The organism is Caballeronia jiangsuensis, assembly GCF_046030135.1.
Taxonomy (GTDB): domain Bacteria; phylum Pseudomonadota; class Gammaproteobacteria; order Burkholderiales; family Burkholderiaceae; genus Caballeronia; species Caballeronia jiangsuensis.
Map to the genome: position 1 here is coordinate 1 of NZ_JAQQDB010000047.1, position 22,072 is coordinate 22,072.

Here is a 22,072-nt window from a genome sequence, read left to right on the forward strand (position 1 = left end):
GCTGTTTCTGCGCCGCGCCGAGCGCGGTGCGCACGCTCACCCAGCCTTTGAAATCGTGATCGTAGTTCTGCGGGATGTAGAGACCGCCGCCGGTCGCGAGATCGAGCGGCGCGTCGTCGAGCAGCGTGGCGGCCGTGACGCGCTTCTCGTCGAACGCCTGCGCATAGAGAAAGGGCTTAAGCGTCGAGCCGGCCTGACGCGGAGCGACTACGGCATCGACCTCCGGCGCGTTCGACAAACCGCCCGCCGAGCCGACCCACGCGAGCACGTCGCCCGAGCGGTTGTCGATCACGATGGCCGCCGCGTCGTGGACGTTGCGCGGATGCGCGCGCGCGTTCAGTTCGGCGAGCGTTCGCGCGAGCGTGTCGCGGGCGAAGCGTTGCAGACGCGAATCGAGCGTGGAGCGCACGCGCGCGCCTGCCACCGGATGCGTCTCGCTCGCGATACGTCGCGCGAGATGCGGCGCGAGGGCGTCGTCGGCTTGTGCATAGGCGGGCGCGGAGGCCGTGCGCGTGAGCGCGAGCTGCACGAAACTATCGAGATTGACGCATGGATCGACGTTTCGGGCGACGCCGTGCAGCGTCTGCATGTCGCGCAGGATTACGCAACTGCGCGCGGCGACTGTCGCATACGGCGCGTTCGGCGCGCGCACCAGCGCGGCGGCGAGCGCGGCTTCGCGTTCATCGAGCCCGGAGGGCGCCTTGCCGAACAATGTCTGCGACAACGCCGACAACCCGACGATCTCGCCGCGAAATGGCACGAGATTCAGATACGCCTCGAGAATCTGGTCCTTGCGCCAGGTTCGTTCGAGCCACAGCGCGCCAATCGTCTGCCCGGCCTTTTCGCCGATCGAGCGCCGGCCCGCCGACTTATCGGCGTCGATGAGGCCGGTGAGCTGCATCGTCACCGTCGATGCGCCGCGCGTGCGCGTGTTCCAAAGATTGCCCCACGCGGCCGCCGCCGCGCCGCGCCAGTCGACGCCCGCGTGCTCGTAGAAGCGCTTGTCCTCCGACACGACGATCGCTTCGCGCAACGCCGGTGATACGTCCGCGAGCGCCACCCAGTCGCCGCGCCGCGCGCTTTTATCGATGCGCGTGCGGGCGAGCGGCTCGCCGTCGCGGGAGAGCAGGACCCAGTCGGAGCTGCGCCAGTTCGCGCGCACGTCGTCGAAGCTCGGCGACGCGTGCGCCGCCGCCGAAAGAACGCACGCGATGACGAGGCCGGCGGCGCGTTTCATGACATCACTTCGCGGCAAGCGGCTTGACGACCACTGGCGCATTCGGCAGCGCGCCGAACGACGAAGGTGCGTAAAGCGCTTCGACGCGCGTGGGCGGCAGACCGAAGGTGCCGGGATTGTTCAGTCGCATCGTGTATTCGACCGTCAGCTTGCCCTTCGGCAGATAGTTGTAGTACGCGCGATAGCCGTCGAAGCCACGTTCGACGAACGCGGGCCACGCGCCGCGATCCCGTTTTTCGCTCTGAGTCGCCGCTTCGGAGTCGCGTCCGAGGCCGGAGCCGAGAATCGTCGCGCCCGCGGGAATCGGATCGTTGACGACGACCCAGGTCATGTCGCTTTGCGCGTCGATGTCGAGATGCACACGCACGATATCGCCGCGCGAGAGCACGCCTTTCACGGCCGGATCGACCGCCGTGACGGTCTTCGCGATGCGATAGCCCGCCGCGAACGGCGCCTTCAACGCGACCGCCGCGAGACTTTCGATCGTGGCCCACGGCTTGCCCGTGCCGTCTTGCGTCAGCGCGAGCGAACCGCTGCTCCACGGCAGCATGACGCTGCGCACGCTGGCGGTTTTCGTGACCGGCGTCGCCGATGCAGGCGCGCTCGAAGCCGGCGCGCCCCAGTTCACGCTTTGCGTCGAGCCGCCCAAGTCGATCGACGTACGACCCGTCACCGGCGTGCTTTCGAAGAGCCGCGAGAATCGCCCGACAGCGAGCGCGCCCCACAGATTGGCGGTCGTCGTTTGCCACGCGCCGTTCGTCTGCAGCGCGAGCAAGCCCGCGACCACGCGCGGCATCTCGTCCTTCCATCCGGGCGCGTCCGCGAAAATGAGCGCCGTGCGCGCGGCGTTGGTCTCGGTGCCGGTCATGAGCCACCAGAGATTGTCTTCGCGTTCGGTCGTGAAGGTCAGGCGCGTGCCCTGATACGTCAGGCGCGCACGGATGACCTGCTCGGCGTGCGCGCGCATCTCGTCGCGATTCGGAATGCCGTCCACGCGCGAAAGGATCGCGTAGAGGTCGAGCACCGCCGATGTCGGCCACTGATCCGGCGCGACCGTGATCGAGCCGAGCATGCGCGGCTGCGCGAGGCCATAGCGCGACAACGCTTCGATGGCCGCGAGCTTCTCGAAGTCGAGATCGTTGCGCGGCGCCCAGAACTTGCGTTCGATCTTGCCATCGACGAAATTCGCGAGACCCGCCGCCATCTGATTACGCAGATCGGCGGGCAGGGCGAAGCGGCTGTCCTCTTTCGCGGCTTCGTTCGTCACGGCGAGCAGATACGCGGTAAGGGCTGGGCTGCCGGTCGGGCGCTCGTCGTCGGCGGGCGGGAAGTAGTTCGCGAGGCCATCGCGGTCGAGATACGACGGCATCCTCGCGAGCACGGCCTGCCATTGCGCGGAGTCCATCAGGCCGAGCGCGCGCGAGGTCTGCTGTTCGAGGCAGTTGTACGGATAGCGCTCGAACCAGCGGCGCACGCCCGGCAGGCCATCGGCGAGCTTCGGCTGCAAGGACACCGCGATGCCGCCGCGCACCGTGCCATCGCTCGACGTGCTCGCGTCGGCGGGCGGCGCGACCGGCACGCTGAACGTGCCGTCGACTTGCGCGATGGTCGCCTGCTGCACGGTCACCGGAACCGCCGCGACGATCTTCTGCGTCAGCTTCACGGAATCGCTCGCCTTCGGCCCGGCTTGTTCCGACGCGCTCACGTTCCAGTCGAGACTCGCGGAATTACCCGCGCCGGGCACATCGGGCGAGGTCACGTCCCAGGCCACTTCCTGCGACGATTCCGGCGCGAGGTCCACCGTGCGCGCGTCGAGCGCGAGCGTGCCGGCGCGCGGCGTGACGACGACGCGCATCGTTCGCGCCGTCGTGTTGCGCAGCGTGAACTGCGCGCGGAACGCATCGCCGACGCGCACGAGCGGCGGCAATCCGGATATGAGCTGCAAGTCCTGCGTGCTTTGAATCGATGCGCTGCCGGTGCCGAACTGCCCCGCGCCGACCGCCGCGACCGCGACGATCCGAAAGCGCGTGAGCGCGTCGTTCAGCGGGACATCGACGCTGGCTTCGCCGTTCGCGTCGAGCGTGACGCGCGGATTCCACAGCAAGAGCGTGTCGAACAGCTCGCGCGTCGCGCTGTGTCCGCCTCCACCGCCCGCGGGCACCGCCTTGCGTCCGAAGTGACGTCTTCCGATGATCTCCATCTGCGCGGTCGCCGTCTCGACGCCGTACGCGCGTTGCTGAAGCATCGCGTCGAGCACGTTCCAGCTCTGGTTCGGCATGAGTTCGAGCAATGCTTCATCGACGGCCGCAACCGCGATCTGCGTACCGGCGGGCGCGGGCTTGCCATCGGGCAGCGCGACTTTGAGCTTAACGTGTGCCTTGCTTCGGACGGCGTACGACTTCGCATCCGGACTCACGGTGACCGCGAGCCTGTGCGACGCCGTGCCGACCTTGATCGACGCGAGCCCGTAACGGAACGCGGGCTTCGACAGATCGACGAGCGGCGTCGGCGCCTGATATTGGCGGCCTTCGTACCAGAACGCGCGCGCCCATTCGACCGGCGCTTTCCATCCCCATGTGAAGAACGAATACCACGGCACCTCGCGGATGCGTCCGCGCAACGCGAGCACCGACACGTAGACGTTCGGCCCCCACGCGTTCTCGACCTTCAGCTCGACGGTCGGATCCTTGCCGTTCAGTTCGACGACCCGCGTCTCGACGACGCCTTCACGCTCGACCGCGACGAGCGCCGTCGCGGAACGGAAGGGCATGCGCACCTGAAAGCGCGCGGTCTCGCCGGGCTCGTAGCTCGTTTTCTCGGGCAACACGTCGATGCGGTCGGTGTTCTCGCCGCCGAACCACAACTCGTCCTCGCGCGTGACCCATACGGATGTGCTCGCGTTGGCCACGCGATCATCGCCGTCTTTCGCGACCGCGATCAGATCGACGTTGCCCGGCTCCTTGAGCTTCGCGTCGCACGAGACGATGCCGTGATCGTCGCTCTTGCCGCTGCACAGCGTGCCGAGATCCTTGATCTCGGTGTGATTGTCGTACGCGTAGAAGCCGCCCACCATGCGCTTGCGCGAGCTCGACATCACGCGCGCGACGGCCTTGATATCGACCGCTACGCCCGCGTGCGGCTTGCCCTGCAAGTCGAGCGCGAGCGCCTGCACGGGCAGCGCGCCGCCGACCGACACCCAATGTCCCGCCTTCACGCCGACGGCTACCGCGGCCGGCCAGAGCGTGGTGCCGCCGCTGATCGTCTGAACCTCGCCGTTCGGATCGGCGAAGCTCGCTTCGAGCGCGAGACGCTTCGGCGAGTCGACGGCCGGCAGCGGCTTCACCGTGACCTTGCCGGCGCCGTCGCGATCGAGCGTGACGCGCAGCTTGTCGGCGATGAGCTTCGTCGTCGCGTGGTCCTCCTGCTCGCTGTCTTCGTCCTCGGCGGGCGCGCTGGCGCCGTCGTTAGACGGCTTCCGATACGGCGCGAAGCTGAACGCCTCGTATTGCGAAGCGAAGGGCGGCGCTACATCGCGCACGAGCGCGGACACCTGCACCGGCAGATTCGACGCCGGTCCGCCCTGCACATATTCGAGCCGCACCGCGACGGGCGCTTCATGCGCGGCGACGAGCCCAGGCGATTTGGCGTCGCCCGCGGTGATGGAGCCTTTGAACACCGGCAGGCGGAATTCCTCGACGCGGAAGCTGCCCGATTCATACGACTGCGTGACGGCGTTGTCGTTGTCCTGGTCGTCGTTCGCAGACGCGGCGCCGTTGTCGAGCGACACGCTGTATTCGCCGAGCTTCGCCGCGACGGGCACGGTGAAGGTCGAGTCGGCGCTGTGGTCGGCGGCCCACTTGAGCGGCAGATGCCAGGTCTGTCCGCTGCCGACGTGCCGGATCGTCACGCGGCCCGGATAGCTCGACGGAAACGCGAAGCCGTGCAGCGTTTCGACGCGCAGCAGATGCTTCATCGACACGGTTTCGCCCGCGCGCAGAAGCGTCCGGTCGAACACGGTATGCGCGCGGGTCGTGCGCGTCGCGCTCATGTCCGTCGGCACGTTGAAGCGCCACGATTCGATGCCGCGATTCCAGTCCGAGGTCACGAAGGCCATGTCGGGACCGGTGACGGGATCGTTCACCCGCGCCGACACGAAGAAGCCGCCCCACGCGAGACTGTGCTCGTTGCATTCGCGCGTGGCCGCGAGCGGCTTGCCGATCTTCGCGAGGCCTTGCGCGTCGGTCTTTGCGATGGCGATTTCGTCGCCGTTGCAGTCGGTGACGCGAATGTCGGCGTTGGCGACGGGCTTGCCCTTGTCGAGCGTCGTGACCCACACGAGGCTATTCTCGCGGCCCTGCTTGAAATGCACGCCGAGATTGGTGACGAGCACCGACGTGCGCACGTACATCGCCTGATTCTTGCCGAGCAGCGACGCGCCGAGCGCGGGCGAGCCCAGTTCGACGACATAGAAACCGGGTTTCGTGAGCGGAATGCCGACGACTTCGAACGGCCGCAGCGCTTTCGGATCAGCGGCGGGTAGGGTGAGCGTTTCGACGCCGCGCTGCTTCGCGAGCATCGACAGCGAACGGATGTCGATTTGCGGATCTTTGGACGACGAGCCGTCGCTGTTCGGGATGATGACCGGCGCGATGCCGTTGTCGAGCATCTGCGGCATGCGCTCCTCGATCGTCGAGCGCGACATCGAGATGCCGTCGAACATATCGACGGCGCGCATCCATTGGCGGATGTCGGTGTCGGCGTCGAGCTTGAGCTTCGTGATCTGCGAGGTGCCCGAATTCAGCCCCTGCACATGCAGGTCCGCTTCGACGTGGCGCAACGTGACCGGCAGCATCGCGGGCATGTCCGGCTCGGCGAACCGCTCGATGATGCCGAACGTGCCCGACGAGAACTTCGCGAGCGGCGGCATCGCGGCGGTCGCGGTCTTGAGCGGGAAGAGATCGGCGTTCGCGAGCGTGCGGCCGCTCGCGTCTTTCAGATTCGCGGGAGCGTCGATGGTGAGATCGGCGCGTTCGGGCAGCGGCGCGGCGAACTCGACGGAGCTCACTTCGGCGTCCTTGTCGGACGCGTCGAAACTGGGCGACGCGTTGCCTTTCGGGCCGTGCAGCACGAACTTCTGCGCGTCGGCGCGGCTGATCGGCGCGCTGAAGTTCAGGCGCAACGGGCGCAGCGGCGTGCACGGCGCTTTCGCGTTTTCACGCTCGCACGAAAAGCTCGCCGTGAAGGGCTCGCGCACGTTGAAGTCGAACCGCTTTTCGACATCGTTGGCGATGCCGCTCGGCCCCGTCACGCCCGCGCCGTACACGAGCTGCATCTTCGTCGCCGACGGCAACGTTTGCTGGCACGCGAGCGTGAGCACGCGATCGCTTTCTTTCTCCAGCCGGAAATGTTTGAGCAGGGCGGCGCGGGTGGCGTCATCGACCGCGTGCACCGGAATCCGGTTGCCGAGAGCGTTCGATTCGCACCAGACATGCTGAAGCACCGAAGCTTGCGTCGCGGGACCGTTCAGGCGCAGCACGAAGGCCTGATTTTCTTCGATGTCGCCGTAGCTCGGCATGATGCGCGTGACGAACGGTCCGCCCGTCTGGAACGCGAAGTGGCGCGGGCCGGACAGCGCGGTGCCGGAGACCGACTTGAGGCCGTCCGCGAGATCGAGCGCGCAGCGCACGCCGGGCGGCAGATCGTGCTCGAAGTCGAAAGCCCAGGTTTTGGCGTCGATCCAGCGCTGCGAGCCCGCCGTATCCGAAGCGCTCGCGCCGCTACAGGTGACCTGGCCGGGCGCGGGCGCCGCCGCATTGCCGAACGCGATCATCGGTTCGTCGAATTTGGCGACGACCTGCCGCACTTGCGCGACCTTGCCTTGCGGCGACACGCTCGCGATGCGCGCGGCATCGGCTCGATGAAACGCGGCGCCCAGTCCCAGCGCGGCGATCAGCGTGGTTGCGGCCAGAATCCATTTTTTTTGTGACGTTGTAATGCGGCTCATCCACTCGCTCCGAGTTTCCCTCGACGCGAAATTCTACTGGAGCCTTACGTCATTCTTTCCGATGATGCGAACCGCCGATGTTTTTCTACACAAATCATCGAATCGGATGCGAGCGGTTCAGGTCGGATCGACGTGGTTCAGATGCCGCGCGCTCACGCGCCGCCAGTAGAGAAACAGGCCGACGCCCGCGACGCCCAGACTCGCCGAATTCGCGATCCAGAAACCGCGCGCGCCTTGCAGCCACTCGGGCACGCCGCCGCCCACGTCGAAGCCGAGCAGATAGCCGCCGCCGAGCCCGATGCCCCACAGCGCGATGGCGTAGATCACGGTCGGCACGAGGGTCACCTTGTACGCGCGCAGGATGAACGCGGTGGTGATCTGCAGGGCGTCGCAGAGGTGATAGAAGAAGATGATGAGCACGAGCGGCATCGCGGCCGCGATGACGTTCGCGTCCGGCGTATAGGCGGCGATCACGTGCGGACGCGCCGCGACCAGGATCACGCCGTACGCGAGCGCCAGCACGCACGCCATGCCGATGCCGTGACGCGAGATCGAGCGGGCGTCGTCATAACGTCCGGCGCCGAGCGCCTGCGACACGAGCGTCGACGACGCGATGCCGATCGACAGCGGCGTCATGTAGAGCACCGCGCCGAGGTTGCCGGCGATCTGATGGCCGGCGAGCGTCGTGGTGCCGAAGCGCGAGATGAAGAGCGCCATGAACGTGTACGACGTGACTTCGATGAGATACGAGAGGCCCATCGGAATGCCGAGACGCAGGAGCGCGAGCTGACGCCGCCAGACCGGCCAGCAGAAGTGCGAGAAGATGCCGAACGGGCGGAAGAATTCGAACTTCACGAGCACCGTCATGCCGACGATCGCGAGCACCCAGTTGATGAGCGTGCTCGCGAGCGCGCAGCCGGGGCCGCCGAGCGCCGGCATGCCGAAGCCGCCGAAGATGAACCATGTGTTGAGCGGAAACTTGAGCAAGAGTCCGCCGACTTGCAGGAACATCACGAGGCGCGGCTTGCCGACCGCGTTGGTGAGCGAGCTGTAGACGCGAAACGCGAGGCTCGCGGGCAGGCCGAACGAGAGAATGCGCAGATAGTCGACCGTGCGGTCGTGCAGCGCGGGCGGACTCTTCGCGAGGGAAAGCAGCGGTTCGGGAAAGTAGAGCAGCACGAAGCCGACGACGGTGAGCGCGGCGGCGAGCCACAGCGCCTGCCGCGTTTCCTCGCCGATTTCGCTTTCGCGGCCCGCGCCGAAAAGCTGCCCGGCGATCGGCTGCAACGCGACGAGAATCCCCGTCAGGCCGATATACACCGAGATATAGACCGAGCCGCCGAGGCCGAGCGCGGCCAGATCCGTCGCGGAGAAGCGGCCGACCATCGCGGTGTCGATCACGCCGAATGCGATCACCGCGAGCTGGCCGATCAGCACCGGCCACGCGAGCGCGGCGATCTTGCGCACGTCGCGCAGCATGCCGGTCGTGCTGATGGAGGTCTGCATCGCGCGCATCGCGTTACTGCGCCCGGCGCAGGCTCTTCGGACGCAGCGGCTTTTTCGCTGGCGGCGTGGGGCGCTCGATGCGCACGTAGAGGCGGAAACGCTCGTCGCGGTCGGCGACACGGCGGCCTTCCCATACGAGCTTCCACTGGAACGCGGACATCGACGACGGCTCGCCGTAATCCGCCGGATCCTGACGCAGGATCACGTCGCAGTCCTCGTCGAACGCGAAATGCATGCCGCCGAAATAGGCGAAGGTGGCGATCTGCGCGTCGCCCAGACGCACGGGCGAGATGCAGGTGTAGTCGGGCGGCAGATGATCAGCGATCTGCTCGGCCACGTCGCGATACGTCCGGCTGTAGTTCACCACCGGCAGCCACAGCGTCATGAGCAGCACCCACATGAGCGTGGTGCCCGCGCTCGACAGCACGACGCTGCGCCAGAGCACCTTCGGATGACGCGCGAGCCGCCAGCGCGCGAGCAGGAACCAGCAGACCGTCACGGCGACCGCGCACGCGAAGGAAATCAGCTTGAACTCGGGATGAAAGCCCGGCGCGAGACGCGCGAGATTGCGGGCCATCGACGCGGGGAAACCGAACATGCCGGCGGTCCACACGAGCCACACCAAGGAGCCGATGATGGTGAAGCTCAGCATCGCGAACCAGTCGATCGCGTTGATCGCGCCGCGCTTCAACGTGGGCAGCGCGAAGGTCGCGAGCACCGAAAGCGGCGGCAGCAGCAGCATGAAGAGCCGGTTGGTCTCGTGCGCCTGCAGGACGACCAGCACGAGCAGCGGCCCGATGATCGACAGCGGCACGCCGACGTGCGGCGAGCGGCGCATCCCGCCCCAGCTGACGAACGCCCAGACCGCGAGCGGCCACGCGGGCCACGTGAAGAGCGGCAGGTTCTTGATCGCGTAGCCGAAGATCGCGCCGGGCGTGCCGGAGAAGAAGGAAAAGCTGTTGCGCCACCATTGACGCAGCCACCATTCGCCGTCATCCGGGAAGTAATGCAGCGTCGGCAGCACCCACGCGGCGATCAGCACGATGGCGACCGGCAGGCCGAAGATCAGGAGCGGCGCGGCCCGCACCTGCTTCACGATGATCGTCATCGCGAGCGTGCAGAGCAGGAGCGCGAACACGAGCACCGGCGAACTCGACAGCCCGACCACGCCGATCGCCACGCCCCACACGAGGCCGCCGTGGATCGGCTTGTCGAGGCTGCGCACGAGGCCATAGAGGAGCATCGCGGTGCCGGCGAACTGCGCGAGCTGCGGCGTGGTTTCGTGACCGCGCTCGGCGAGCCCGAAGCACGCGAGCAGGATAAGGAGCGCGCCGTCCGCGAGCGTGCGGCCGTAGTCGCGGGGCTCCGGTTCGCCGCCGAAAGCGTATTTGAAGGGCTGGGCCTCGTCGCGCCGGCCAAGGAGGTAGGCCGAATACCACACGAACGCGCAGGCCAGACAAAAGAGCAGACCCGTGACGATGCGCGAGGCGTTGCTCGCATCGACCCAGGGGCTCAGCAGCCGAATGGCCGATGCGCCGAGCCAGTACATCAGCGGGCCGTCGGCGGTGGGCGCTTTGCCGACGAGGTTCGGCAGCAGCCAGTCGCGCGCGTCGCCGTTGGCCATCGTCCACATCACGCCGAAGCCAGCCGCATCCTCGTTCTTCCACGGATCGCGGCCGAACAGACCGAACGACGCGTAGATAATGCAGATGGCGAGCAACAGCCAGCGCGGCAATGCGCTGGTGGCGGAGGCGGTCAGACGAACGACAGATCGCATGCGGGATGGCTTGATGGAAAACGGTCCGCTGAGCTCGCGCAAAGCGAGTCTGGTGCTGGAGCAAACCGGCATTGTAGTCGCGCGGCGGCGTTAAGGGCGGTTCATCGATGCTCGCCGTAACCGGGCGCAACAACGCTTACCAAATGCAGCAAAGGCGGTGCACGAACGACGAAAAGCGAGCAGTGACAAAAAAGGGCAGCCAAAGCTGCCCTTTTTGCTGACCGGCCGAACCGGTCCGAAGCCCGACTTACTTCTTGGTGGAGAAGCGCGCGAACTTGTTGTTGAACTTCTCGACGCGGCCCGCCGTGTCCATGATCTTTTGCTGACCGGTGTAGAACGGGTGCGATTCCGACGACACTTCGATCTTCGCGAGCGGGTACGTCTTGCCGTTGAATTCGGCGGTCTCGCGCGTCTGGATGGTCGAACGGGTCACGAAACGGAAGTCGTTCGACATGTCGACGAACAGGACTTCGCGATAATTCGGGTGAATGCCTTCTTTCATGGTCTTTCCTGATATCTGGCGGTAGCCAACCCGTCGCACTTTGCTGAGTGTCGAGCGAGTCACTTGCCTGGGGTCGAAAAACGGCGATTATGCCAGAAAATCAGGCGGTTGACATCTTTTCCGGAGGTCGCGGCGGAACTCATGCATCGAGCGCGCCGACGCCCGCCGGGTCCTGCCGGTAATAGCGCGCGAGCAGTCGGTAAAGTTCGGGATACCCGGCTTCGAACGCCTGCGGCGTCACGAAAAGCGCCTCGCTGCACACCGCGAAAAACTCCGACGGATGATCTGCCGCATACGGATCGATCAGCGATTCGCGTTCGAAGCGGCTCCAGCGCCGCTCCGGCACCGCGTCCACGCGTGCGCAGAATTGGTCGTACGCGTTGTCGAAGATATCGGACCAGGCGGTCATGTCGAGCGGCGCGTGCCAGCGGCGAAAGAGCGGGGGATGACCATCGGCTTCGCCCGTCACCATGTCGATCTTGTGCGCGAACTCGTGGATCACGACGTTGTACGCGTCCGAGCCGTCGGCCATCTGCGCGTCTTCCCACGAGAGCACGACGGGACCGCCTTCCCATGCTTCACCGCTCGCGTCGTGCTCGATTTCGTGCACGACGCCGTCTTCGTCTTCGACCGTCTTCCTGATGATGAACTCGCCCGGATAGACGATCACGCCGACCCAGCCGCGATACAGATCGAGGTCGAGATTGAGCACCGGCAGACAGGCTTGCGCGGCGATCGAGACGACCATCTGATCCGTCAGTTCGAGATCGTGCGCAGTCGAGAACTCCTTTTGCGCGATGAACAGGCTCGCGGTTTCGCGCAGACGTCCGAGGTCGTCCGCAGTCAAATGGCCGAAGCACGGGTAGGTGTCGAGGGTGCGCTGCCACAGCGCGTCGTCGATCGCGTATTTGCGCAGCGCGCGCTCGCGGCGTTGCGCGCCGAACCAGCGGGAGAAGAGGTTGGCCATGCGTCGAACGGGAGGACTGGAACAGTTGCGAATTGTACGCACGGCGCCAATAAAAAACCGCCTGACGAAGCAGGCGGTTTTTTGTCCTGAAGCAGCGAAGCGGAATCAGCCTCCGCCGCGACGCATCATGTCGAAGAACTCGGCGTTGTTCTTCGTCTGACGGATCTTGTCGAGCAGGAATTCCATGGCTTCGACTTCGTCCATGTCGTGGATGAACTTGCGCAGCACCCAGACCTTCTGCAGCAGGTCCGGCTTGATGAGCAGTTCTTCGCGGCGCGTGCCCGACTTGTTCAGGTTGATGGAAGGGTACACGCGCTTTTCCGCGAGACGGCGCTCGAGGTGCACTTCCATGTTGCCGGTGCCCTTGAACTCTTCGTAGATCACGTCGTCCATGCGGCTGCCCGTTTCGATGAGCGCCGTGCCGATGATCGTGAGCGAACCGCCTTCCTCGATATTTCGAGCCGCGCCGAAGAAGCGCTTCGGACGCTGCAGCGCGTTGGCGTCGACACCGCCCGTCAGCACCTTGCCCGATGCCGGCACGACGGTGTTGTAGGCGCGCGCGAGACGCGTGATGGAGTCGAGCAGGATGACGACGTCATGCTTCATTTCGACGAGACGCTTCGCCTTCTCGATGACCATTTCGGCCACCTGCACGTGACGCGCGGCGGGTTCGTCGAAGGTCGAGGCGATGACTTCGCCGCGCACCGAACGCTGCATTTCCGTCACTTCTTCCGGGCGTTCGTCGATGAGCAGCACGAACAGGATGACGTCCGGATGATTCGCCTTCACCGCATGCGCGATATGCTGAAGCATCACGGTCTTGCCCGACTTCGGCGATGCGACGAGCAGACCGCGCTGGCCTTTGCCGATCGGCGAGATCATGTCGATGATCCGGCCCGTGACGTTTTCCTCGCCGCGCATTTCGCGCTCGAGGGGCAGCGGCTTGTTCGGGTGCAGCGGCGTGAGGTTCTCGAACATGATCTTGTGTTTCGAGGCCTCGGGCGGCTGCCCGTTGACTTTGTCCACCTTCACGAGCGCGAAATAACGCTCGCCGTCTTTCGGCGTGCGGACTTCACCTTCGATCGTGTCGCCGGTGTGCAGATTGAAGCGGCGGATTTGCGACGGGCTGATGTAAATGTCGTCCGTGCTCGCGAGATACGAAGTCTCGGGCGAGCGCAGAAAGCCGAAGCCGTCGGGCAGCACTTCGAGCGTGCCGTCGCCGAAAATCGTGTCGCCAGCTTTGGCGCGCTTTTTAAGAATGGCGAACATGAGTTCCTGCTTGCGCAGGCGGTTCGCATTTTCGATCTCGAGGCCATTGGCCATCTCGATCAGTGCAGACACGTGCTGAGACTTGAGCTCGGATAAATGCATACGGATTTCCCGCCGGGGAGAGAGGTGCGACAGAAAGATTTGGGAGAAGAGGTGAGCGGAACCGCTCGAGACTTAATACTTCTTGAACTCTTGTGATTCTAGCATAGCACACGCCGCGCGAGCCTCGGGTTGGCTTTGGGCGGGGCTTTTCGGCCGATGTTGTCGCGTGACAACATCGGCTGCATTCCGTTCGCGCTTCTCGATAGTGTCGATGCGGCGCTGCGAATGCCCGGGCAGGCGTCAGTGAATGCCGACGCCCGCCGGTGATGCCGTTACAGGTTGCTGTCGAGGAACGCGGTCAGTTGCGACTTGGACAACGCGCCGACCTTCTGCGCGGCGACCGCGCCGTTCTTGAAAAGGATCAGCGTGGGGATGCCGCGCACGCCGAACTTGACCGGCGTCGACTGATGCTCGTCCACATTGATCTTCGCGATTTGAAGGCGATCGCCATAATCCTTCGCGACTTCGTCGAGGATCGGGGCAATCATTTTGCACGGACCACACCACTCCGCCCAAAAGTCGAGCAGGACAGGTTTATCCGACTTGACGACATCCTGTTCGAAAGAAGCGTCGCTGATGTGCTTGATTGATTCGCTCATTGTCTGAATACCTCAATTGTTTCGAGGCCCGCGTTTGAATGCTCGCCACGATACACCAAAACTGAAAAGAACTTTCGTCGCCAACGGCCAGGATTCGGCCCGCACGCCGTGCGCCAGAACGGCTCGCAAACGGCGGCGAATGATCCGAGGAAGGGCAAGTTGCACCACATCCGGGTTATTCAAATGTCATCTTAGCCTACTTTGCTATCCGTTGCCGGGTACCGATAGGCCGCATCTGAGGCCGAAAACACGAAGCGCAAGAGGGCGCCGCAAAGGTCCGCGCATTTCACCGAGCGCCTTCCGGGCGCGACCGGCCCCGTGGTATGATTCGTCGTGACGGGCCTCCTCGCATGGTGGCGCGGTCAACCTGGTCAGGTCGGGAACGAAGCAGCCACAGCCGTTTTCCACCAGTGCCGAGGGTCGGGCTCGTCACCTTCCGCTTTCTTCTGTCGTTCCTCTCTCGTTTTCCCTCGTTCGTTCTCTGTACTGCGCGCCGTCGCCGGGCATGTTTTCGCGCGTCCGCGCCGCTCGCCCGGGTGGCTCGGCAGCCTTTCGGAGCGGCGTTTGCGCGAGGTCGTTGCTGATACAATTTCGCGCATGACCTATCAAGTTCTCGCACGCAAATGGCGGCCGAAATCGTTCGAGTCGCTCGTCGGCCAGGAGCACGTCGTCCGTGCGCTCACGCACGCGCTCGACGGCGGCCGTCTGCATCACGCCTATCTCTTCACGGGCACGCGCGGCGTCGGCAAGACGACGCTTTCGCGCATCTTCGCGAAGGCGCTCAATTGTGAAACCGGCGTGACCTCGAAGCCGTGCGGCGTGTGCCGCGCGTGCCGGGAAATCGACGAAGGCCGCTTCGTCGATTACGTCGAAATGGACGCGGCGAGCAATCGCGGCGTCGACGAAATGGCGGCGCTGCTCGAACGCGCGGTGTACGCACCCGTCGATGCGCGCTTCAAGGTCTACATGATCGACGAAGTGCACATGCTCACGAACCACGCCTTCAACGCGATGTTGAAGACGCTGGAAGAACCGCCGCCGCATGTGAAGTTCATTCTCGCGACGACCGATCCGCAGAAGATTCCGGTCACCGTGCTCTCGCGCTGTCTCCAGTTCAATCTGAAGCAGATGCCGGCAGGACATATCGTGTCGCATCTGGAGAACATTCTTCAGCAGGAGAGCATTCCGTTCGAGTCGCAGGCGCTGCGTCTTTTGTCGCGCGCGGCCGACGGCAGCATGCGCGATGCGCTGTCGCTGACCGATCAGGCCATCGCCTATTCTGCGAACCAGGTCACCGAGGAAGCCGTGCGCGGCATGCTCGGCGCGCTCGACCAAAGCTATCTGATCCGTCTCATCGATGCACTCGCCGAAAGCGACGGCCCCGGCGTGCTCGCGATCGCCGACGAAATGGCGCTGCGCAGCCTGTCCTTCTCGACAGCGCTGCAGGATCTCGCGAGTCTTTTGCATCGCATCGCGTGGGGGCAGTTCGCGCCTTCTTCAGTGCTGGATGAATGGCCGGAAGCCGCGGATATCCGCCGCTTCGCCGAGGCGCTCTCCGCCGAACAGGTTCAGCTTTTCTACCAGATTGCGACGGTCGGGCGCGGCGAGCTCGGCCTTGCCCCCGACGAATACGCCGGCTTCACGATGACGCTGCTGCGCATGCTCGCCTTCGAACCGGCGGGCGGGCCGGGCGGCGGTGTGGCCGTCAGCGCGCCGGCAAGCGCGAAGCCCGTGCGCACGGCGGCGCTCGCGGGCGCAATGGCGGAACGGACGATTGCGCCTGCGCCTGTCGCGAAAGCGTCGCCGCCGCCCGTGGAAACCGTCGTCGTCAAGGCGAAAGAGACGCCCGCGATCGAAAGCGCGAAGCCCGCGCCGCCCATCGAAACGAGCGAGCCTGTCGTGCCTGCGAAGCCTGCGCCGGTGCCGAGCGCCGTGCGGCAAACCGTGGAAGAAGCCGCGCCTCAAGCTGCGCGCGCATCCGAGTCCGCGACGTCGCGTGGCGCAAGCGGCGCGAGCGCTGCGCTCGACGTGCTGCGTAGCGCCGGCATGCGTCTTTCATCCGATCGGAGCGTACGCGGTGCACCGGCTGCGGCAGCGCCCAAACCCGTCGCGAAACCGGCTGCGCAAGTTCCGGTGCCCACGCCTCGTCGCGCGCCGGCAGCACCGGCAGCGCCTGTGGCGGCCGAGTCCAAACCCGCCGCCGCAAAGTCTGGCGTCGTGCCGCCGTGGGAGGACATGCCGCCCGACGACTATCCGCCGGCAGGATCGGACGACGAGTATTTCATGCCGCCCGACGACGGCTTCGTGCCCGCCTTCGACAGCGGTCCCGACGACATGCGCTTCAACGCCGAGCCGGTAGCGAAGCCTGCGCCCGTCATCGACATGACGCCGCTGCCGCCCGCCGTGCCGCTCGATGCGCTCGGCGTGTCGGTCGAATGGCCCGCGCTTGCCGTCGATCTGCCGTTGAAGGGCGTCGCGTATCAGTTGGCGTTCAACAGCGAACTGACCGCCTGCGACGCGAATTCCGTCACGCTCGCGGTCGCGGTGCAGATGTACACCGATGTCTCGCACGTCACGAAGCTCAAGGCCGCGCTCGCCGAAAAGCTCGGCCGCGCGATCGAAGTCAGCGTGAGCGTCGCGCCCGTGCGCCGCACCGCCGCCGCGCTCGATGCCGCCGACCGCGCGCGACGCCAGCAAGAGGCCGAGCAGGAGATCAAGCAGGATCCGTTCGTGCAATCGCTGATCCGCGATTTCGGCGCGAGCATCGTGCAGGGTTCGATCAAGCCGATCTCCGCATCGGGCGCGAACCCGTCATGAATCGACGCCGCGCTTAGCCATTGAATTCCGAGCGCGCGTATCGCGTGCGCTTTCGCCACACGTTTTCCAGTAAGGAGCCGAACCATGATGAAGAACCAACTCGCCGGGCTGATGAAACAGGCTCAGCAGATGCAGGAAAACATGAAGAAGATGCAGGATCAGCTCGCGCTGATCGAGGTCGAGGGCCAGTCCGGCGCCGGTCTCGTGAAGGTGACGATGACCTGCAAGAACGACGTCAAGCGCGTGTCCATCGACCCGAGCCTGCTCGCCGACGACAAGGACATGCTGGAAGACCTCGTCGCTGCCGCGTTCAACGACGCCGTGCGCAAGGCCGAGGCCACCACGCAAGAGAAGATGAGCGGCATGACGGCCGGCATGCCGATGCCGCCGGGTTTCAAGCTGCCGTTCTAAATCGCGCGCGCCGAAGCGAATCCGGCGCGTCATGAGGACACATGAAACAACCTTCCGCCCTGTCGGCGCTTGTCGAGGCGCTGCGCGCGCTGCCCGGCGTCGGACCGAAGTCGGCGCAGCGCATGGCGTATCACCTGATGCAGCACGACCGCGCGGGCGCCGAGAAGCTCGGCGCGTCGCTCCTGTTCGCGACCGAGCATCTGAAGCACTGCGAGAAGTGCAACACCTTCACCGAAGCTGAAATCTGCGAAGTCTGCAGCGACGAGGAACGCGATCCGGCCTTGCTGTGCGTCGTCGAAACGCCTGCCGATCAGATCATGCTCGAGCAGACGCTCACGTATCGCGGGCTCTATTTCGTGCTGATGGGGCGCTTGAGTCCGCTCGACGGCATCGGGCCGAAGGAGATCCACTTCGAGCGCCTGATCGGTCGCGCCCTCGACGGCGTGGTGCAGGAAGTCGTGCTCGCCACCAACTTCACGAACGAAGGCGAGGCGACCGCGCACTATCTCGCGCAGACGCTCAAGTCGAAAGGGCTGAAGGTGACGCGGCTCGCGCGCGGCGTGCCCGTCGGCGGCGAGCTCGAATATGTCGATGCGGGCACGATCGCGCGCGCGATGCTCGATCGCCGCTCGGTCTGAACGCGACCATCAGCAGGACACCATACCGATGACAGAAACCGAAGCTCTCGCGCTCGCGACCCACCGTCACTACAAGGGCGGTCTTTATCGCGTGATCGGCGTCGCGCGGCACTCGGAAACCGAGGAAGCGATGATCGTCTACGAACATCTGTGGCCGCACGAACGCGGCTTGTGGGTGCGTCCCGCGCAAATGTTCAACGAGACGCTCGCCGACGGCACGCCACGTTTCAAGCCGCTCGACATACCGCTTTAAAAAAATCAGCAAAAAATAGGAGACGCAGCCATGAACGCAACGACGGGACCACTCGCCGGCGTCAAGGTGCTGGAGCTGGGCACGCTCATCGCCGGCCCGTTGGCCGCGCGCTTCATGGGCGAATTCGGCGCCGATGTCATCAAGATCGAAGACCCGAACGGCGGCGATCCGCTGCGCAAGTGGCGCAAGCTTTATCCCGAGGTGGGCGGCACGTCGCTCTGGTGGGCGGTGCAGGCGCGCAACAAGAAATCGGTGACGGTGAATCTCAAGGCCGAGGAAGGCAAGGAGATCGTGCGCCGCCTGGCAAAGGAAGCCGATATCGTTGTCGAGAATTTCCGGCCCGGTCTGCTCGAAAAGCTCGGACTCGGCTACGAAGTGCTGTCCGCCGAGAATCCCGGTCTCGTGATGGTGCGGCTGTCCGGTTACGGCCAGACCGGGCCGTATCGCGACCGGCCGGGCTTCGGCGCGATCGCCGAATCGATGGGCGGCTTGCGGCACATCACCGGCTACCCGGATTTGCCGCCGCCGCGTATCGGCATTTCCATCGGCGATTCGATCGCGGCGCTGCACGGCGTGATCGGCGCGCTGATGGCGCTGCATCATCGGCAGGTGAATGGCGGCAAGGGGCAGGTCGTCGATGTCGCGCTGTACGAAGCCGTCTTCAACATGATGGAAAGCGTGGTCCCGGAATACGGCGTGTACGGCATGGTGCGCGAACGCACCGGCGCATCGCTGCCGGGCATCGTGCCGTCGAACACGTACCCGTGCCGCGACGGCAGCATCGTGATCGGCGGCAACAGCGATCCGATCTTCAAGCGCCTCATGAACGCGATCGATCGCGCGGACCTCGCGGACGATCCCGCGCTCGCATCGAACGACGGCCGCGTGCCGCGCACGCAGGAAATCGACGACGCCATCGCCGCGTGGCTCGCGACGCGCAGCATCGACGAGGCGCTCGCCGTGCTCAACGCCGCCGACGTGCCGGCCGGGCGCATCTACAGCGTCGCCGACATGTTCACCGATCCGCAATACATCGCGCGCCAGATGCTGCAGCGCTTTCCGTGGCAGGACGGCCGAGACATCACGCTGCCGAACGTCACGCCGAAGCTCTCGGACACGCCGGGCGAAACGCGCTGGCTCGGTCCGCAACTCGGTGAACACACGGATGAAGTACTTCAAACGCTCGGGTATGATGCCGACGATATTGCGCGGCTGCGGGCGGCCAAAGTGATTTGACGCGCGCGCAGACAACAAGAATTCCAAGGAGACGAAACACGATGAAACGCAGAACGTTCATCGCGAGCGGCGCCGCGATTGCGGCCGGGGCGTGGTCCGCCATGCCGCTCGCGTTTGCGCAGACGAAGCCGGAGCAGACGAAGGTATCGATCGCGGTCGGCGGCAAGAATCTCTTCTACTATCTGCCGCTCACGATCGCGGAGCGCCGCAACTACTTCAAGGACGAAGGGCTCGACGTCGAAATCGCCGATTTCGCGGGCGGCGCGAAGGCGCTGCAGGCGGCCGTCGGCGGCAGCGCGGACGTGGTGTCCGGCGCGTTCGAGCACACGCTCCTGCTGCAAGCGAAGAATCAGTACTTCCGCGAGTTCGTGCTTCAGGGACGCGCGCCGCAGATCGTCCTCGCGGTGTCGAAGAAAACGATGCCGAACTACAAGTCGGTCGCGGATCTGAAGGGCAAGAAGATCGGCGTGACGGCGCCGGGCTCGTCGACCTCGATCATGGCGAGCTTCGTGCTCGCGCAAGCCGGGCTGAAGGCGAGCGACGTGTCGTTCATCGGCGTGGGCGCGGGAGCGGGCGCGATCGCAGCGCTGCAATCCGGCCAGATCGACGCCATCGCCAATCTCGATCCGGTGATGACCAAGCTCGATCGCGCGGGCGATATCCGCATCGTCTCCGACACGCGCACGCTCGCGGATACCGTGAAGGTGTTCGGCGGCAACATGCCGGCGGGCTGCCTGTACGCATCGCAGAGTTTCATCACGAAGAACCCGAACACGACGCAGGCGCTCACCAACGCGATGGTGCGCGCGCTGAAGTGGCTGCAGGCGGCATCGGGCAAGGATCTGATTTCGACCGTGCCGGAAAGCTATCTGCTCGGCGATCGCGCGCTCTATCTCGACTCGTGGCAGCACGTGAGGGAAGCGCTGTCGCCGGACGGCCTGATGCCCGCGGACGGTCCCGCGACCTCGCTCAAGACGCTGCAAGCCTTCGACGAAACCGTGAAGGGCAAGCCGATCGACTTGTCGAAGACCTGGACCAACGACTTCGTCAAGAAGGCGCTCGCCTCCGTCAAGGTCTGATCGATGTCGTCGATTTCGAAACATGCGCTCGCGCTCGCGGATGTCACCTGCACGTTCTCCTCGCGCGAGAATCGCAAGGACCGCTATACCGCGGTCCGCGATACGAGCCTTGCCATCGCGCCGGGCGAGTTCGTCTCCGTCGTCGGGCCGACCGGCTGCGGCAAGTCCACGCTGCTCAACGTGTCGGCGGGGCTGCTCGAACCTTCGTCGGGCACGGTGAGCGTGTTCGGCGAAACGCTGAAGGGCATCAACCGGCGCGCGGGCTACATGTTCCAGGCCGATGCCCTGATGCCGTGGCGCTCGGCGCTCGACAACGTGACGGCCGGCCTCGTGTTCCGGGGCGTGCCGAAGGCCGAAGCCGATGCGCGCGGCGAGGAGTGGTTAAAGCGCGTGGGTCTCGGCGGCTTCGGCGATCGCTATCCGCATCAACTGTCGGGCGGCATGAGAAAACGCGTCGCGATGGCGCAGACGCTCATCCTCGATCCCGACATCATCCTGATGGACGAGCCGTTCTCCGCGCTGGACATTCAAACGCGCCAGTTGATGGAAAACGAGTTGCTCGACCTGTGGGCCGCGAAGCGCAAGGCCGTGCTCTTCATCACGCACGATCTCGACGAGGCGATCTCGATGTCCGACCGCGTCGTCGTGCTGGCGGCGGGGCCGGGCACGCATCCGATCGGCGAATTCGTGATCGACCTGCCGCGCCCGCGCGATGTCGCCGAGATCCGCTCGCATCCGCGCTTCGTCGAACTGCATGCGCAGATCTGGGGCGTGCTGCGCGAGGAAGTGTTGAAGGGCTATCAGCAGCAACTGAAGCCCGCCGCTGAATAAGACAATACGATCATGTGGAACAAGCTGCGCCCGAATCGAGCGAATCTCATCGTGTGGCAATGGCTGTTGCTGCTCGCGTGCTTCGTGCTGTGGTACGCGCTGACGAGCCCGACGCTCCTGCCGCCTTTCTATTTCGACGACGCCAACAAGGCCGCGTTCTTTTTCGGCGAGCCGCAGAAGGTGCTCGTGCGTATCTGGGAGTGGTTCACGGGCGGCGAGATTTACATCCATCTTTGGGTGACGCTGATCGAAACCGTGCTGGCGTTCGTCGTCGGCACCGTGTTCGGGCTCGGCGTGGGGCTGTGGCTCGCGCTCGCGCCTATGACGAGCGCGCTCCTCGATCCCTACATCAAGGCCGCCAACTCGATGCCGCGCGTGATTCTCGCGCCGATCTTCGCGGTGTGGTTCGGGCTCGGCATCTGGTCGAAGGTCGCGCTCGGCGTGACGCTCGTGTTTTTCATCGTGTTCTTCAACGTCTATCAGGGCGTGAAGGAAGTGAGCCCGGTCGTGCTCGCCAACGCGCGCATGCTCGGCGCGAATCGCAAGCAGTTGCTGCGATACGTCTATCTGCCGAGCGCGACGAGCTGGGTGTTTTCCAGCCTGCATACGTCGGTGGGGCTCGCGTTCGTCGGCTCGGTGGTGGGTGAGTATCTCGGCTCGGCGCGCGGCGTCGGCTATCTGATTCTGCAGGCCGAAGGCACCTTCGACATCAACACGGTGTTCGCGGGCATCCTCGTGCTGACCGCGTTTGCGCTGGTGCTCGACGGCCTCGTCGCGTTGGTCGAGCGACGGCTCATGAAGTGGCAGCCGAAAAGCGGGGAAACCGAGAAGCTCTGACGCGTGT

General features: G+C 65.2%; 16 protein-coding genes and 1 other RNA gene. 9 read left to right on the forward strand and 8 right to left on the reverse strand.

The window, feature by feature from the left end; translation table 11 throughout:
• From PQR08_RS32695 to trxA, 8 genes are all read right to left on the reverse strand, one after another.
• The coding region (locus PQR08_RS32695) for a transglycosylase domain-containing protein (RefSeq protein WP_408163714.1) at positions 1-1,237 on the reverse strand (1,237 nt) is incomplete at its 3' end.
• 4 nt (positions 1,238-1,241) lie between these two features.
• The gene (locus PQR08_RS32700; RefSeq protein WP_250483695.1) at positions 1,242-7,241 is read right to left on the reverse strand and encodes an alpha-2-macroglobulin family protein; all 6,000 of its coding nucleotides are present in this window, start codon (positions 7,239-7,241) and stop codon (positions 1,242-1,244) included.
• Between the two features lie 117 nt (positions 7,242-7,358).
• On the reverse strand, positions 7,359-8,720 hold the full coding sequence (locus PQR08_RS32705) for an MATE family efflux transporter (RefSeq protein WP_250483746.1): 1,362 nt from the start codon (positions 8,718-8,720) through the stop codon (positions 7,359-7,361).
• A 40-nt stretch (positions 8,721-8,760) separates the two neighbouring features.
• Positions 8,761-10,524 (reverse strand): ArnT family glycosyltransferase, encoded by a 1,764-nt coding sequence (locus PQR08_RS32710; protein WP_250483694.1) that lies wholly within the window; start codon positions 10,522-10,524, stop codon positions 8,761-8,763.
• 247 nt (positions 10,525-10,771) lie between these two features.
• Positions 10,772-11,026, reverse strand: coding sequence for a type B 50S ribosomal protein L31 (locus PQR08_RS32715; RefSeq protein ID WP_035501039.1), 255 nt, complete (start codon positions 11,024-11,026; stop codon positions 10,772-10,774).
• Between the two features lie 139 nt (positions 11,027-11,165).
• Entirely contained in the window at positions 11,166-11,993 is an 828-nt protein-coding gene (locus PQR08_RS32720; protein ID WP_250483693.1) for a M90 family metallopeptidase, read from the reverse strand.
• Between the two features lie 105 nt (positions 11,994-12,098).
• Complete coding sequence (rho, locus tag PQR08_RS32725; protein ID WP_035501035.1) at positions 12,099-13,364, reverse strand: transcription termination factor Rho; 1,266 nt, start codon at positions 13,362-13,364, stop codon at positions 12,099-12,101.
• 272 nt (positions 13,365-13,636) lie between these two features.
• Positions 13,637-13,963, reverse strand: coding sequence for a thioredoxin TrxA (trxA, locus tag PQR08_RS32730; protein WP_008349330.1), 327 nt, complete (start codon positions 13,961-13,963; stop codon positions 13,637-13,639).
• Positions 13,964-14,298: 335 nt separating this feature from the next.
• On the opposite strand from trxA, the gene ffs reads away from it, so the two are divergent.
• The 9 genes from ffs to PQR08_RS32775 all read left to right on the forward strand — a co-directional run bounded on the left by ffs (position 14,299) and on the right by PQR08_RS32775 (position 22,065).
• An RNA gene (ffs, locus tag PQR08_RS32735) (signal recognition particle sRNA small type) lies at positions 14,299-14,397 on the forward strand.
• A 163-nt stretch (positions 14,398-14,560) separates the two neighbouring features.
• Complete coding sequence (locus tag PQR08_RS32740; RefSeq protein ID WP_250483692.1) at positions 14,561-16,780, forward strand: DNA polymerase III subunit gamma/tau; 2,220 nt, start codon at positions 14,561-14,563, stop codon at positions 16,778-16,780.
• An 84-nt stretch (positions 16,781-16,864) separates the two neighbouring features.
• Positions 16,865-17,191 carry a YbaB/EbfC family nucleoid-associated protein gene (locus tag PQR08_RS32745; RefSeq protein WP_014191628.1) on the forward strand — a complete coding sequence of 109 codons (327 nt, stop codon included), beginning with the start codon at positions 16,865-16,867 and terminating at the stop codon, positions 17,189-17,191.
• 41 nt (positions 17,192-17,232) lie between these two features.
• Positions 17,233-17,829, forward strand: coding sequence for a recombination mediator RecR (recR, locus tag PQR08_RS32750; protein WP_238293064.1), 597 nt, complete (start codon positions 17,233-17,235; stop codon positions 17,827-17,829).
• A gap of 28 nt (positions 17,830-17,857) precedes the next feature.
• Positions 17,858-18,082 (forward strand): DUF1653 domain-containing protein, encoded by a 225-nt coding sequence (locus tag PQR08_RS32755; protein WP_035501030.1) that lies wholly within the window; start codon positions 17,858-17,860, stop codon positions 18,080-18,082.
• Between the two features lie 30 nt (positions 18,083-18,112).
• The gene (locus PQR08_RS32760) at positions 18,113-19,318 is read left to right on the forward strand and encodes a CaiB/BaiF CoA transferase family protein (protein ID WP_250483691.1); all 1,206 of its coding nucleotides are present in this window, start codon (positions 18,113-18,115) and stop codon (positions 19,316-19,318) included.
• Positions 19,319-19,359: 41 nt separating this feature from the next.
• A complete protein-coding gene (locus PQR08_RS32765; protein ID WP_035501025.1) occupies positions 19,360-20,397 on the forward strand; it encodes an ABC transporter substrate-binding protein in 1,038 nt (345 codons plus the stop codon).
• A gap of 3 nt (positions 20,398-20,400) precedes the next feature.
• Positions 20,401-21,228, forward strand: a complete 828-nt coding sequence (locus PQR08_RS32770; protein WP_284508954.1) for an ABC transporter ATP-binding protein — start codon at positions 20,401-20,403, stop codon at positions 21,226-21,228.
• 12 nt (positions 21,229-21,240) lie between these two features.
• On the forward strand, positions 21,241-22,065 hold the full coding sequence (locus PQR08_RS32775; RefSeq protein WP_250483690.1) for an ABC transporter permease: 825 nt from the start codon (positions 21,241-21,243) through the stop codon (positions 22,063-22,065).
• Positions 22,066-22,072: the final 7 nt, after the last annotated feature.